At 47.2% G+C, this 15,473-nt stretch carries 9 protein-coding genes and 1 pseudogene; 4 read left to right on the top strand and 6 right to left on the bottom strand.

What is annotated here, in order from left to right:
* A pseudogene (locus COW15_RS15270) lies at positions 1–96 on the top strand (transposase); the annotation flags it as partial.
* 721 nt (positions 97–817) lie between these two features.
* On the opposite strand, the gene COW15_RS15265 reads toward COW15_RS15270, so the two are convergent.
* From COW15_RS15265 to COW15_RS15240, 6 genes are all read right to left on the bottom strand, one after another.
* Complete coding sequence (locus COW15_RS15265; protein ID WP_011622901.1) at positions 818–1,027, bottom strand: hypothetical protein; 210 nt, start codon at positions 1,025–1,027, stop codon at positions 818–820.
* A 209-nt stretch (positions 1,028–1,236) separates the two neighbouring features.
* Entirely contained in the window at positions 1,237–1,620 is a 384-nt protein-coding gene (locus tag COW15_RS15260; RefSeq protein ID WP_293633364.1) for a VOC family protein, read from the bottom strand.
* Positions 1,621–1,773: 153 nt separating this feature from the next.
* Complete coding sequence (locus COW15_RS15255) at positions 1,774–3,885, bottom strand: alpha-amylase family protein (protein WP_293633363.1); 2,112 nt, start codon at positions 3,883–3,885, stop codon at positions 1,774–1,776.
* 63 nt (positions 3,886–3,948) lie between these two features.
* Positions 3,949–5,991 (bottom strand): glycoside hydrolase family 13 protein, encoded by a 2,043-nt coding sequence (locus tag COW15_RS15250; RefSeq protein ID WP_293633362.1) that lies wholly within the window; start codon positions 5,989–5,991, stop codon positions 3,949–3,951.
* A 57-nt stretch (positions 5,992–6,048) separates the two neighbouring features.
* Entirely contained in the window at positions 6,049–7,539 is a 1,491-nt protein-coding gene (locus COW15_RS15245) for a tryptophan halogenase family protein (RefSeq protein ID WP_293633361.1), read from the bottom strand.
* Positions 7,540–7,657: 118 nt separating this feature from the next.
* Positions 7,658–10,453 (bottom strand): TonB-dependent receptor, encoded by a 2,796-nt coding sequence (locus COW15_RS15240; RefSeq protein WP_293633360.1) that lies wholly within the window; start codon positions 10,451–10,453, stop codon positions 7,658–7,660.
* Positions 10,454–10,950: 497 nt separating this feature from the next.
* On the opposite strand from COW15_RS15240, the gene COW15_RS15235 reads away from it, so the two are divergent.
* From COW15_RS15235 to COW15_RS15225, 3 genes are all read left to right on the top strand, one after another.
* On the top strand, positions 10,951–12,573 hold the full coding sequence (locus tag COW15_RS15235; RefSeq protein WP_293633359.1) for an alpha-glucosidase: 1,623 nt from the start codon (positions 10,951–10,953) through the stop codon (positions 12,571–12,573).
* Between the two features lie 145 nt (positions 12,574–12,718).
* Positions 12,719–13,990: a sugar MFS transporter gene (locus COW15_RS15230; protein WP_293633358.1), complete on the top strand. Its 1,272-nt coding sequence runs from the start codon at positions 12,719–12,721 to the stop codon at positions 13,988–13,990.
* A 142-nt stretch (positions 13,991–14,132) separates the two neighbouring features.
* On the top strand, positions 14,133–15,347 hold the full coding sequence (locus COW15_RS15225; RefSeq protein ID WP_293633357.1) for an RsmB/NOP family class I SAM-dependent RNA methyltransferase: 1,215 nt from the start codon (positions 14,133–14,135) through the stop codon (positions 15,345–15,347).
* Positions 15,348–15,473 lie beyond the last annotated feature (126 nt).

The raw sequence follows: 15,473 nt of genomic DNA, 5'->3' as shown, positions 1-15,473 counted from the left end.
AGCGGTCGATGGGATGCAATGTGTGAATTTAAAAAGCAGCATAACAGCGGCAAATGGTGTAAAGGTAAAGCGTCAAGCCAAGCGTTACATCCTTAAGTTCGTCACTGCTCACGATTCAGCTATTAGGATTATTTTTGTTTATCCTAAATGAAGATAACTCCGTGACAACTCAGCGCGCTTTTGTCCCTTAGCTTTTTACGTACATATCGCAAATGGGTAGTTAAAATTGGCATTGGGGCACCAGTGACCGTTGGCGACATGGATGTCGCCGTCGAGCCTATAAGGATATATTCACGGCGAGTCACTGGGGAAACAATGACAATAAACTCAATAAATAGATAAAACGATTAATCGCTTCTGTCCCAAAGCAGTTCTGTATTTCTTTAAAACCGACAGGCTATGCCGATGCTAAACAGGTGAGTCATGGTGATTAGCGAGACGACCGTCCGCCCCATGGCCGCTTTTTGGCATCCATGCCATCGCGGCATTTGTGAATCCATTCACATCAGATGGGCGGCCCTGCATCCACGGATGGACTTGAACAACATCCGTGTTTAACGGCCAGTTCGCCATCTGATAGGCAGGACGCCTGAATGTCGTGCAATGCAGGGACGCATGAGAACGACCATGGCTCTCGTTCATAAGCTTAGAAATTAGGTTTCTATTCACCGTGTCGTTGAGCAAATACCATGGCTCACCATAAGCCAATACCAGCAAAATAGTTCTAATTCCTAAGACGTAATCTCCCACTCAGCTTTATTAATCCTGCCAGTTATTCAATGCATTTCTGGCTTTGAATATTTCTACTACTTAAAAATCATATTCTTACGAAATAGGGGAGTGCGATAAGGGCGATGCCGATGGCGATAAGTAGCGCGAGATTGGTGACAAAATAAGGGTAAATCATCAGGGTGAGGCCGACGGCCAGAGGGATGGGGGCGGCTTGGCGCTTGCCGTAGGTGAAAAAGCCAAGACCAAAGAGGCCAAAGACTAAACTCCATAACAATATTGCTGGATTATCAAACACCTTGAGTTCCTCAGTGATTAGCGCTTGGTAAGCGCCAGCCTTTTACTCTGTCATATTGGTCAAATGATGGGTTAGGACTGCGCCGGTTCATTGAGTCTACTTCTAAATATCCCTTGGCGTAATTAAGCTTTATTCATCTTATTCGCAGCATAAATATGCTATTTTAGTGCGCTGTTTTATTTACATTTTTAATACAGTGAGGATTCAGGTTATAGCTCATATAACTCTAAGGGTAAGCCGTCTGGATCGCTAAAGAAGGTGAACTTTTTGCCTGTGTATTCGTCGATGCGGACGGGTTCGACGGCGATATGATGGGCTGTAAGGCGTTCTATGGCCGCTTCAATCGATGCGACGCGAAAGGCGAGATGCCTAAGGCCGCAGGCCTCCGGATAGCTGGGGCGCTTGGGAGGGGTGTCGAAGGAAAACAACTCGATTTGACTCATATCGGGCAATTGTAAATCGAGTTTGTAGGACTGGCGCGCTTCCCGGTAATGCTCTGCAAGCACGCTAAGGCCAAGAATAGTCACATAAAAATGTTTGGACTTTTGATAGTCACTGCAAATAATCGCTGCATGGTGAATGCCGAGTAACATAGCTTGCCTCTATCCTGTTTAACTGATTTTAACCCTAGTGTGTTTTAAAAAAGCCAGAGTCACAACGGTGTGTGACTCTGATGCTATCTTTGGGGCCGTTAGCTTACTTTTCTTATTTATCTTACTTATTTTTTATCTGACATACTCTGGGGGCTAATGGGTGAGTTCAAAAATGGCGGAGGAGAGTGGGGCAAGCTGCAACTGAACTCGCCCTTCGCCTCGTTTAATGACCAACTGCGCCGCATAATCTTCCAGTAAATCCTTCAGCGGATAGGCCCCATCCGTTAACTGCCATTGCTCAATCAGTGCCTTGGGCAGTTTAAGGGATAATGACTTAGCTTGGGTTTGACTAAAGTTACTGACAATAATCAGCTTTTGACCTTTTTTATCGTCCGTATTGGTCTCAAAGCGGACAAAGGCGAAGGTTGAGTCATCATAACCCGTTGCGCTGCCATTGTTTGTCTTTTTGTTAGCCTTATTGCTAGCCTTTGCAGCCGATACCGCGCCGCGGTTGGCGGCATCCAGCGAGTAATATTGCCCTAAGAGTGCGGGCGCATTTTTACCTGTGCTTAAGTTAAGCAGTTTTTGATAGTACGCCCGCAGGGATTTTTCCTGCGCCGTTGATTGGCCGCCATCAAATTTGCCCTTATTCATCCAGCGTTGATGGGCGGGCACGCCCGCATAATCAAAAATACTGGTGCGGGAGGCATGACCAAAACCGAGATCTTGGCTAGCGGCTTCGCCCACTTCTTGGCCAAAATAAATCAGCGTCGGCGAAGTACTTAGGGTGGCCGACACCACGATGGCGGGTAGGGCGTAGCGGGGATCGACCGCATCCGTTGACGCATTACCACTTAAGTTACCTAAAAAGGCGGCATTAGCGATGCGCTGCTCGTCGTGGTTTTCTAAAAAATGCAGCATATGGGAGTCGATATCCTGCACTTTGGCTTGGTCAGCGGCGATCTGCGCGGTGCTTTTTTGCCCCGCCATAATGGCTTTGAGGGTATCGTATAGGTCGACCTTATCGTAAAGGTAATCCATTTTGCCAAGTTGAATATAATCGTGGTACAGCTTAGGGTTATAGACTTCCGCCAGAATAAAAGCCGCTGGATGTGTATGTTTTATCTGGCTATTTAAATAGCTCCAGAACTCGACCGGCACCATTTCGGCCATATCGTAACGAAATCCATCAACCCCCATCGCTAACCAATACTGGGCAATTTGATTGAACTTAATCCAAGAGCTTGGCAGTTGATCGCCCCTTTGCTGCCAAAAAGCATAGTGCTGCTCGGCGCCTAGAGTGGCATAGCGTGGCGGAAGTGCGGGGAAATCATGGCTGCCATCGGGGCGTACCCCGTAATTGATTTTGACGGTTTCAAACCAGTCGTTCATATCGGGTTTAGCGAGGCGTGAGCCATTGCCCGTCCATTTGGCGGGATATTCCAGAAACTGACCATCACTTAGGGGATGCGACTCGCCGCCCAAAGGCTTGAGGCTATCAGGCAAATCGGGCACTTGAAAGCCAGAGGTTTGCTTTTTATCAATCACATAGTAAAAGTCATTATGCTTTGCATATTCAAGGGTTTGATTATCGTCCTCACCAAAGTCACGCACGCCTTCGGGCTTAGTGACAGAGTGATAATTGCGCGCCACATGGTTGGGCACTATATCGATAATCACCTTTAACCCTTGCTGATGGGTACGCTTAATCAACGCCTGAAACTCCTGCAAACGCTTAGCGGGATCGACGGCCAAATCGGGATTGACGTTGTAGTAATCTTTGACCGCATAGGGGGAACCAGCGCGGCCTTTAACCACATCGGGATCATCGCTGCTCACACCAATCGCACTGTAATCGCCAATTAAGGCGTGGTGGGGCACACCCGTATACCACACATGGGTAACGCCTAAGTCTTTGATACTCTTGAGTGCTGTGTCATCAATATCATTGAATTTACCCACACCGTTTTCGCTAATGGTGCCCCAGGATTTATTGGTGGGGTTCTTATTGCCATAGAGGCGGGTAAAAATCTGATAAACCACGGGTTTAAAGTTGTTGGCTGCTTGCTCGGCACTATCATTTGCCTTTGCTGTATTACTATGGGGTGGGTTGTGCTTTGCGGGCATAGCCTGGGCGGCATCCTGGGCGACTGAGGTATTGCCTGCAAAGCTACAGGCGGCAAAACCCGCAGCAACTAGCAGGGTTAACCCTTGTTGCCAGCGATAAGCACGGCGTTGGGTGATTGGCGCTAATGGAAAATTCAATGTGGATTCCTTTGGGACTCAATGGTTGCCAAACAATGGCTTGGCAACCAAGTTAATCATTCACTATTGGTTTTGGATCTCGAGCAGCATGACTCCCGCATGGGGCAGTGTAAGCGGTTCATTGAGCATGATCTTATCTCCCGTAAGCACTGATTTTGCCGAAACGCTGTTACCTAATACGCTTTTAAAACGGGCTAAATCCAACGGCTGCGGCTGGTCATTTTTGTTGTAGATCACCATGACTTTATCCGCATCCGCTTGGTTACAAGTATGCTGCGCCCTTGGGGCTGGGTGATTTGCAAGGCATCTAAATTGCACATAAATGCCGTTTTGCGGCACAAAATGCACTAACTCGCCGGTTTGTAGCGCAGGGGAGTGTTTGCGGTAGTTGAGTAAGGTTCTGACAAATTCCTGCGCCTGTTGCTGCTTTGTGCTTAGGCCTTTCCCGCTAAAGCCATTCACTTTGCTGCTGGCAAATCCGCCGGGGAAATCGCTACGGACCACACCGTCGTGGCGGCCTTCGGTTGGGCTAGTCATCAACACTTCGGTGCCGTAAAACAACTGTGGAATACGTTTAGCCGTAAGCACATAGGTGAGCGCCATTTGGTATAAGTCTATATTTTCTTTGACTAAACTGAAGAGCCGATTGGTGTCGTGATTGCCCTCAAATAGTACGAGCTGACTGGGTTCGGCATACACCATATCATTGGCGAGCATCTCGTAAAGTTTGATAAACCCAGTATCCCAGCCCTCTGGTTCATTGAGGCTGGCAATCAATTTTTCATACAGTGGAAAATCCATCAGGCTCGGTAAATCTGAGGTATAGCCATCGGCATTGATTTTGCCTTTTTGCCAATAAGAGACTGTGATGGGATTGGCGGTCCATTCTTCACCGACAATGTTAAAATGCGGATATTCTGTCATCACGGCCTTAGACCATTGAGCGAGAAAATCTTTGTTGGCGTAGGAGTAAGTGTCTTCGCGGATCCCCGACAGCCCCGCATATTCCACCCACCAAATACTGTTTTGAATAAGATAGGTGGCAAGCTTGGGATTACCTTGATTCAGATCCGGCATAGTCTCGGCAAACCAGCCGTCGACAAAGTCGGTCTTATCCTGCGCTGCGGCATAGGGATCCTGCACTGTGGTGCGTCTATGGCTGGTATAGCGGGGCGTACTCTCATAGGTTGTCGGCCCGTTGGCCTGGATTGTTGCTGCCTGCGTTTTTGCAGGATAGTTTAACCAATCTTTACTGGGCAAATCCTTTAGCCACCAATGGTTTGAGCCAATATGGTTCACGACTACGTCTTTAATGACGCCAATGCCAAGCTTATTTGCCTCAGTGACAAGGGCTTGATAATCCTCGTTGCTACCAAAGCGGGGATCGACGCGGTATAAATTAGTAATCGAGTAACCGTGGTAGGAATATTGCGGCTGATTATTCTCAAGCAGCGGGTTTATCCACAACTGAGTGACCCCCAACTTTGCGAAATAGTCTAACTGCTGGCGAATGCCTTCAATATCGCCACCGTGGCGACCGTCGGAATTCTCTGGCGCGATGCGTTCCAGCATATCCGCTTGATTATCATTGCTTGGGTTGCCGTTGGCGAATCTATCTGGGGTGATAAGGTAAATCACATCCTTATTGCTAAACCCTTGGCGTTCACGGCTACCCTTAGCACGCGCTTGTAATGTATAGGGTAGGCGATAGAGAGGTTTTTGGTTTGTTGCGCCGGATTGGGTGTTGGAAATCAGCAACTCAAAGGTTTGGGGCTCAGCTTGGCTCAGATCCAAATTGATAAAGAGATAGTGAGGATTATCAGTGTGTTCAAGGCCCTTTAGCTTAATACCTTTCCCTTGGATATCCACCCTAAGCTGCTGAGGTAAGCTTGGCAACTCGCGGCTATAGAGCATCAACTGCAACTCAGGATTTTGCATCCCCGCCCACCAGAAAGCGGGTTCAATTGTGGGTGAAGAAGATCGCATCGGGCTCTCTATGTTGCTCACAGGGCTGATGCCTATTTCGGCCTGTGCTTGCCAAGTTTGTAGGCAAATACTGAGGCTTATCATGAGATAAGTCGCAAGCCTTGGGCGCTTTGACGTCATAGTCACTCCTTATTGTTCGCTTTTATTCAGTATTTTTAAGTCAACCTTAGACGGTATTTATCCAAGATGAGCAAGGTATTGATTATGAGTCGGCATTTTTCCGACGGCGTTATCGATAATCGTGCGCATATTCTGTAAAAATGCGGCTAGATCGGATGCTGAAATTGTTCTGCTCAAGGGATTAAAATCCTGCGGCATGATGCCTTGCCCGAGCATGACTTGTACCCACGCCGCCTCAGTAAAGAGTTCTTCTTGATGCCTAAACACTGCGCCAGTTTCACGGAACAGCTCTATTTTTTGCTGCAAACTGTCGGGGATCTCCATGGTTTGACACTGTTGCCAAAGACTGTTTTCTTGAGAGTTGACTCTTTGATTTAAGTGATAGTGCAAGATAATAAAATCGCGGATTTGTTCAAATTCAAGTTTGGACTGGTGATTGAACTCATCGACATTCGCTTGTGCAATTCCTTGATGTGGAAAGAGTTTACTCAAGCGAATAATTGCAGATTGCACTAAATGTAAGCTGGTAGATTCTAATGGCTCTAAAAATCCACTCGAAAGCCCAATGGCGACACAGTTTTTATGCCACTGTTTGAGTCGTCGTCCGGTCGTAAAATTGATCTTTTTAGGCTCAGCCAAAGGCTTACCATCTAAATTATCGAGTAAAAGTTGTTTTGCGGCGTCATCACTGACGTAGCGACTGCAGTAGACTAATCCATTGCCTGTGCGGTGTTGCAGTGGAATACGCCATTGCCAACCCACATCATGGGCTATGGAGCGTGTATAAGGGGTAATTGTTGTCGTTTTCTCACAGGGCACGGCATAGGCTCTGTCGCAGGGGAGCCAATGTTGATAGCTATCGAAGTCAACCTTGAGTGCTTTTTCAATCAAAAGAGCAGCAAAGCCCGAGCAATCGACAAAGAAATCAGCGGCAATCACTTGTCCTGTTTGTAATTTAACTGTGTCTATCTTGCCGCAGGGAGCAAGATCCACAGAGATCACTTTGCCTTCGATACGCTTAACCCCCAGTTGTTCACTGAAACGCCGTAAAAATTGGGCATAGAGCGTTGCATCGAAATGATAGGCATGGGTTAAACCAGCAAGGGGAGAGTTTGGGATGTGCTGGAGTACTTGAAACTTATTGTGTTTTGCTGCTTGATAATTAACTGAGTAATCCCAAAACGAGTTCACCTCTTTCGGAGAGGTACTGAGCCAGTAATGATGGAATTGGGTAAAGCCTATGTCTTTGCCCACATGACCAAAGGCATGCATATAGGCTTCACCAGGTTTGCCCCAATTTTCGAATTGAATGCCCAATTTAAAGGTCGCTTGAGTAGCGTTAATAAAATCGGCTTCGTTAATCCCTAATACGTTATTGAAAATCTGTAGTGGCGGGATAGTGGCTTCTCCTACGCCAATGGTGCCAATATCCTCGGACTCAATTAAGGTAATATTGAGTGTAGATTTAAACAGTTTTGCCAACATGGCCGCCGTCATCCAACCTGAAGTGCCTCCACCGACAATGATAATATTTTTTATATAGTTCATGGCTTTAGCCCTTCATTCATTTTTGATGTGATGCTGTTGATGTGCTCAAAGTATGTACTGGGGAATCGATATAAAAAAGCCTCTGTAATTACTTACAGAGGCTCTGGGTCATGCAGGATTAGAACTTATAGTTGGCGCCTAACATAAAGTTACGGCCATAGTTTTGATAATCCCGAACTAAGCGTTGATCGTCGCTTGTGTACGAGGTAAAAGGTTCATTGGTTAAGTTATTCACTTGGAACAGAATCGATAAACCATAGAGTGCCTCGATACCGCTTTCGCTAAAGTCGTAACCGACTTGAGCATCGACAACGGTTTCAGCCTTAATGTTCACGTTTTCACGTTGCAAACTGATTTTTGTCACTTCACCTAGGAAGTCGCTGCGGTAGCGTGAGCTAATCCGTGCTTCAAAGCCTGAGTTTTCGTAGTAAATGGTAGCATTTAAGGTTTTTTCTGACAGACCTGGCAAGGTTGTTGGATTGCTAGTCGGGGTTTCCTTCACTTCGCTGTCATTGTATGAACCACTTAGCACGGTACCAAAGCCACTCAGCACATCGGCAAACATGCCAAAGTCGACAGATACAGAGGCTTCAACCCCTTGAACATAACCACCCTCACCATTTTGAGGTTGGGTGACGTCGCCAATCGGGTTATCTGTCGGGCCTTGTGGGAACAGGGTACTGAAATCAAAGTCGGTATGTTGATCGTAAACATAGTTTTCAAGATCTTTGTAGAACACTGCTACCGAGAAGTAACCTTGGTCGCTGAAGTAGTTCTCATAGCTTAAGTCATATTGACGGGCTAACCATGGACGTAACTCTGGATTACCCGCATTACCTGTCCAGTTAACATTGCCACCGCTTGGGTTAGCTGAATAACTGTAGTTAAGGTTGGCATTCATTTTATCCATGCGTGAACGGGTCAAGGTCCGCGCAGCCGCTAAGCGAACCACTTGGCTATCGGCGACTTCAAAGCTTAAGTTCAAGCTTGGTAGCCACTCAACATAGGAGTCACCCGCTGTGCGTGGTGTTAACACCACTAGGCCGTCTTTAACCGTTGCCACTGTGCCGTCTGAAGATTGATCGGTATGAACCGCTTGCAAGCCAGCGTTACCAGTAACAGGAATGCCGAAAACTTCCGACTCAAGGTTGGCCATCACATAAGCCGTGGACACTTCCTCTTGCACTGTCCAAGAGTTAGTGGCACGGGAAAGATCTACATCTGCAACATCGGTTTCGATATAGTTGCCATCATTATAGAAGGCTAAGGAATCGTAGCTGAGCACGTCGCCCATGCCGAAGAAGTCGAGGGAGGTCGGATCTAATAGGTACTGATCTGGTACTGTCATCGTATAGTCAGCGGAACCGTCATAACCTTTTAGCGTGAGATAATAGCCTTTATCTAACTTAGATTTATCACGATCTGTGCGGTTTACACCAAATTCGATGCTACGGACCGCTCCTCCATCGAGGATATATTCAGCACTTAAACGGAAGGATTTAAGCTCATCTTCAATTTCAGGTTTGTTGATAAAGCCATCTTGAGTGTTAGCGCCTAGTGGGCTACCCCAACCGAGTGGGTCACCAAGTTTGATCAGGTTTTTATCGGCATAGTCGAGGTTATGGTCAAATACATAACCACCGTTGCCATTGTAGGCAAAGCCTAAATCATCAACGGCACCCACGCCTGTGCCTCGTCCCGTTCCCGAATAACTTTCCATACCTATGTCGGTACGGTTAGCTTTTGACATGGAGATATCTGCTTCAACACTCCAATTATCATTAATGTTGAATTTGTTATTCCAGCCAATGGACAGTGAATCCGCTTCACGCTTATTCACATCGTTACGGACAACGACTTCAGCCCCATTAATGGCACCTGCGGTCATTAATCCATCGCTAACGGTCGGAGAAACTAATCCACCATTGGTACCCCATGCACCAGGAATTTCAATACCACGTAGGCGCTGATCATCGGTAAATTTTGAATAGTAAACATCGAGCGTTGAATGGTAGGTGTCATTTGGCGCATATTCAAATACCGCTAATACACCATCGCGCTCTAGTTCGCTTGAGCGCACAAAAGGTTTTGCTCCACCTAAACCTTTAAAACCTGCAGCTTCTCCAGGAACGCCCTTATAGTCGGTATTAGCATTGTAGAACTCTTGACCATTATCTGTGTGTTTATATAAATCAGGATATCCCCATGCCTGCCAACGCTCCTCTTGGTTGGGTGACATCATACGGGCATAACCTATTGCGACACCAATAGTGTCATCGGCAAACTGGTCAATATAGGAAATACTGCCTCGGTAACCTTTATCATCTGAACCGCTGTTCAAGGCTCCTAAGTCGTTCATTTCACCGCGTAGGGCAACTGCAATGGTTTGTTCACCGTGGGCAAGTGGGCTGATCGTTTGCATATCAACTGTGCCGCCGATCGCTTGTGCCATCACAGAGGCATCGGGGGTTTTATAAACCACAACACGATTTAATAGCTCAGAGGGATACTGGTCAAATTCCACACTGCGGTTATCGTTAACGGACGCTTGTTCACGACCATTTAATGTCGCAGTGGTAAAATCAGGACCCATGCCTCGAATAGAAATGACGTTTGCACGACCATCCAGACGTTGCGCCGAAACCCCAGGTAAACGGGCTAGGGATTCTGCAATACTGACATCGGGCAATTTACCTATGTCTTCGGCTGAAATGGCTTCAACAATAGAAGAAGATGACATTTTCAGAGATTGGGATTCTTGCAAGCTACGACGAATACCGGTCACTTGAATGACTTCAATATTATCGTCTTTGGCTGTTGCTTCGGTAGCCACAGCATCTGCGGCGTAGGAGTGCATGCTAGCACCTGCAGCGACGAGCGCTAAGGTCAGCAAACTGGGTTTAAATCGCATCATATCTTTCTTCCCCTTGGAGTCGCTTTTATCGCTTTTATAGAGCGTTTTATCGTTATCACCGCGTTATCTATGCGGCCTTTTTTGGTATCTCGGCGCTTAATTGACTGCATAAGTGCTGCGTTTATGACCAAATTGTTATGCAACGGTGAAGATACTACTCCCGAGTTTCTCGGTGTCACAATATTGTGCATACGTATTCAATCCGCCTCCGGCTCAAGAATCATCCGATTTAGGGCAATAAATGCCATGGGGGAACAGAAATTTATTGATGGTAATTCATTGTTAATAAATGATTTGTTTTGAATTGGTTTTAGGGTGTTGTCGATGTTCTGCATTGCATACGTATGCAGGTGTATTGAACCTTATTTCCCTCTTCACGTATGCTCGGTGTCACTAAATAAAGTCGCAGCGCCTTTACTCTACAGCAACAATACCGTAACTGTTGATATGAGTCTTTCTGGGTTAGCTCGCTGAAGAATAACGATAAAGGGGCAATAATGAGTGAGTTAACTTGGTGGCGTGGCGCCGTGATCTATCAAATCTACCCGCGAAGCCTCTTGGATACCAATGGCGATGGTGTCGGCGATTTGCGCGGTATTATTACTAAGTTAGATTACATTGCTAGCCTTAATGTCGATGCCATTTGGATTTCGCCATTTTTTAAGTCGCCGATGGCGGACTTTGGTTACGATATCAGTGATTATCGCGAAGTGGATCCGCTCTTCGGCACTATGCATGATTTTGATGAATTGATTGAAAAGGCCCATGGTCTTGGCATTAAGGTCATTATCGACCAAGTGTTAAGTCATACCTCAGATCAGCATGCTTGGTTTGTTGAGAGTAAAGAAAACCGTACTAATCCCAAGGCGGATTGGTATGTGTGGGCCGATCCTAAGGAAGACGGCACGGCACCGAACAACTGGCTCGCGATTTTTGGTGGTTGTGCCTGGGAGTGGGAGCCACGCCGCCAACAGTATTATCTGCATAACTTTTTACGCAGCCAGCCCGACATTAACTTCCATAATCCGCAGGTGCGCCAAGCCGTGCTCGATAATGTCGAATTTTGGCTGAAAAAGGGCGTTGATGGTTTCCGTTTAGATGCCATTACCTTCTGTTACCACGATAAACAGCTCAGGGATAATCCCGCCAAGCCTAAGGATAAACGTCAGGGCCGAGGTTTCAGCGAAGATAATCCCTACGCCTATCAATATCATTATTACAATAATGATCGTCCACAAACCATTCAGTTTATTGAAGATCTACGACAGCTTATCAACCGCTATCCGGGGGCCGTCACCTTAGGTGAAGTGTCCGCCGAAGATTCGCTCGCTGTGATGGCCGCCTACACTAAGGGCGAAGATCGTCTGCATATGGCCTACAGCTTTGAGCTGTTAACCGAGGATTATAGCGCCGCTTATATTCGCCAAACTGTTGAAGCCTTAGAGGCCAGTATCGGCGATGGTTGGCCCTGCTGGGCAATAGGCAACCACGATGTGCAACGGGTGGCGAGCCGTTGGGGGCGGGGCAAACAAACTGTCGATATGGTGAAAATGCTCAATGCGATGCTCAGCTCGCTACGTGGCAGTGTGTGTAGCTATCAAGGTGAAGAGCTGGGATTAACCGAAGCGCCCATTGAGTACCATGAGCTGCAGGACCCCTTCGGTAAAACCTTCTGGCCGATGTTTAAGGGCCGAGATGGTTGCCGTACACCCATGCCTTGGCTACAGCATGAAGATTTTGGTGGGTTTAGCCAAGTATCGCCTTGGTTACCTTTGGCCTCTGCCCATCGAGCATTCGCCGTAGATGTGCAAGAAGCCAATCCAGATTCCATGCTCAATAGTTATCGTCACTTCCTTAGGTGGCGTAAATCCCAGCCTGTGCTTATCGAGGGTGATATTCAATTTATCGATACACCTGAGCCGTTATTGGTCTTTGTGCGCACCTTAGGACAGCAGCGCGTATTGGTCTGCTTTAATCTTATGGATGCAGAGACTTCGTTCAGTCTGGCGGGGCTCGAGATACAACAAGCACTCACGGGTCACGGTTTGAAAACCGCGCAATTAGTCGGTGAAATGTTGAAGTTTTCGGCATTCGCCAGCTATTACGCTATTTTAAAATGAAAATGCTTCATCTTCATTCGGATGGGATGGTATAGATACGGGATCTTTACCTCCTATCCTTTTAAGACAAACGCCCAAGTGTCATGGGAAGAAGTAGGGCCGATTCACCCCCATAGATAATAAAAACATTATAGAGAGTACAATTATGGCGTCATTAATTAACACTAGTAGCCCCACGAGCAGCGTGAGCGATGGCGGAAACGGCAACTATCGTTTCGCGCTCGTGTCACTGACTTCACTGTTTTTTATGTGGGGGTTTATCACCTGTTTGAACGATATCCTGATCCCACATCTTAAAGCGGTATTTTCATTGAATTATACCCAGGCGATGTTGATCCAGTTTTGCTTCTTCGGCGCCTATTTTCTGGTGTCTATCCCTGCGGGTAATCTAGTGAAAAAGCTCGGTTATCAGAAGGGAATTGTCACTGGATTAGTGATTGCCAGTATAGGTTGTGCGCTGTTTTATCCTGCGGCAACACTGGCGACTTACGGTTTATTTCTTGCAGCCTTATTTGTGCTGGCATCTGGGATCACCATACTACAAGTGGCGGCGAACCCCTATGTTAATGCCCTTGGGAGTAGCGAGACCGCATCGAGTCGTTTGAATTTAACCCAAGCATTTAACTCTTTGGGAACGACGGTTGCACCATTCTTTGGGTCAATATTGATTTTATCCGTTGCAACATCGGTTTCTGCGGACTTGGCCCAGGCCAATGCTGAAGCGGAAGTGGTGAAACTACCTTACTTGCTACTCTCCGCGGCGTTAGCGATTTTAGCCATCGTTTTTGCTAAGCTAAATTTACCCACGATTCGTGAACATACCGAAGGTGCGCAGGGGGAGACTCAGACTCACTTAGGCAAGACAAGCGCGCTGCAGAGCATGCACCTTGTACTGGGTGCCGTAGGCATATTCGTTTATGTCGGGGCGGAAGTGTCTATCGGCAGTTTCCTGGTAAACTTCCTAGGCGAGTCGCATATTGCCGCGATGCCAGAGGAACAAGCGGCTCATTATATTGCCTATTATTGGGGCGGCGCTATGGTGGGGCGTTTTATTGGCTCGGCCGTGATGCAAAAAATTCCTGCAGGCACAGTGCTCGCTTTTAATGCCTTAATGGCGGCGTTACTTGTGGTTATCGCCATGACAACGAGTGGCAGTATGGCAATGTGGGCGATTTTGGGTGTTGGGTTATTTAACTCTATTATGTTCCCAACTATCTTCAGTCTCGCACTGCGGGATCTCGGGCCCCATACCTCCCAAGGCAGCGGTATCCTCTGTTTGGCGATTGTTGGCGGCGCGGTTGTGCCATTACTGCAAGGCGTGCTGGCCGACAATTTGGGTATTCAACTGGCCTTTATTCTGCCGGTGATCTGTTACGGTTTTATCTTGTTCTACGGTGCGAAAGGCTCAAAAATGTAGTGAGTTAAACGGCTTGACCTAAAAAGCGATCCATTGGATCGCTTTTTTTATGGCTTTATCCTGAACGAGGCACCAGTGTGCTTGCGTATTGGGGCTCGACCTCCTATGATCCTCCGGTTTTATCATTCACGGTGACCTTTAAATGTTGAATTCTCCACTTTCTGCCAGCTCGAACGAATTAGTGATCAGTATCTTAACTATGGTGTTGAGCCAAGGAAAACCCCTAGATCGGGCTTATTCTCAGCATTTTTCTGGGTTGCAACTCGTGCCCGCCGAACAGGCGCGAATTGCAACTGTGACCGGAGATATTCTACGCCGTTTGAATCTTTACTGTTTCCTGGCGGAAATCAGTCCAGATGAAATGGAACGGTTCGGCTCTAAATTACTGAACGCTTGGCATTTATTCCACAATCTTGATCTACCTAAAATGCAGTATTCACTGCCTGTGGATAGTAGCCGTCTTGCCGAGCGTATCGAACAAGCTAAAAGCAAACCCGTACTGTGGGACGGTTGTCCCGAGTGGCTCGATACTATGGGTCATGAGCAATTAGGTGATGAGTGGCAAAAGGAACGTGCGGCGTTAAGCACGGCACCAAAGCGTTTTTTACGGGTTAACGGCCTAAAAGTGACCCGTGAAGCATTAGCCCAAAAACTTGCGGCAGAATATGTGAGTACGCTGGTGGTACCTCAAGTGGATTCTGCACTCGAGGTGACCTCTGACTCGGCATTGTTCCGTACTAATAGTTTTAAAGAGGGTTTGTTTGAGCAGCAAGATGCGGGCTCACAACGGGTTGCGGCGGCGCTGGACGCCAAACCGGGTATGCGTGTTATCGATGCCTGTGCCGGCGCCGGCGGTAAAACCTTACATATTGCCGCGCAAATGCAGGGCAAAGGGCGTTTGCTGGCCATGGATGTGGAGCAATGGAAGCTCGATAAACTCAAAGAACGTGCCCGTCGCAATGGCGCCCACAATGTGGAGACGCGCCTTATTGCCAGTAGCAAGACCATTAAAAGGTTAAAATTGACCGCAGATCGGGTTCTGCTCGATGTACCATGCTCTGGATTAGGCGTGTTGAAACGTAATCCCGATGCAAAATGGCGCGATACTGCCGAACGTTTACCCGTGTTGATGGACCTGCAAAAACACATTCTCAATAGCTACAGCCGAATGGTTAAAGTGGGTGGGATGGTGGTTTATGCCACCTGTTCAATCTTCCCCTGTGAAAATCGTGGCCAAATAGATGCCTTTTTGGCTGATAATCCGAACTTTCGATTAATTGAAGATGAAACGATTAGCCCCGCAGATACGGGCTTTGATGGTTTTTATCTAGCAAAATTGGAACGTATTCAAGAGTAATCACCTTCGTCCTAAAGCCGTGTACTCCCTGCGTTAAAAGGTTGCTTTGGGGCGCCTTAGTGCCTAAAATTCACCCTTAGCTTACCAAGGTTACTGACCTTAGTAACAGTTTATCTGCTCGCTAAA

The organism is Shewanella sp. CG12_big_fil_rev_8_21_14_0_65_47_15 (assembly GCF_002783505.1).
Classification (GTDB): domain Bacteria; phylum Pseudomonadota; class Gammaproteobacteria; order Enterobacterales; family Shewanellaceae; genus Shewanella.
The sequence above is the reverse complement of the archived record's forward strand: the minus strand, read 5'-3'. Positions and strand labels throughout refer to the sequence as shown.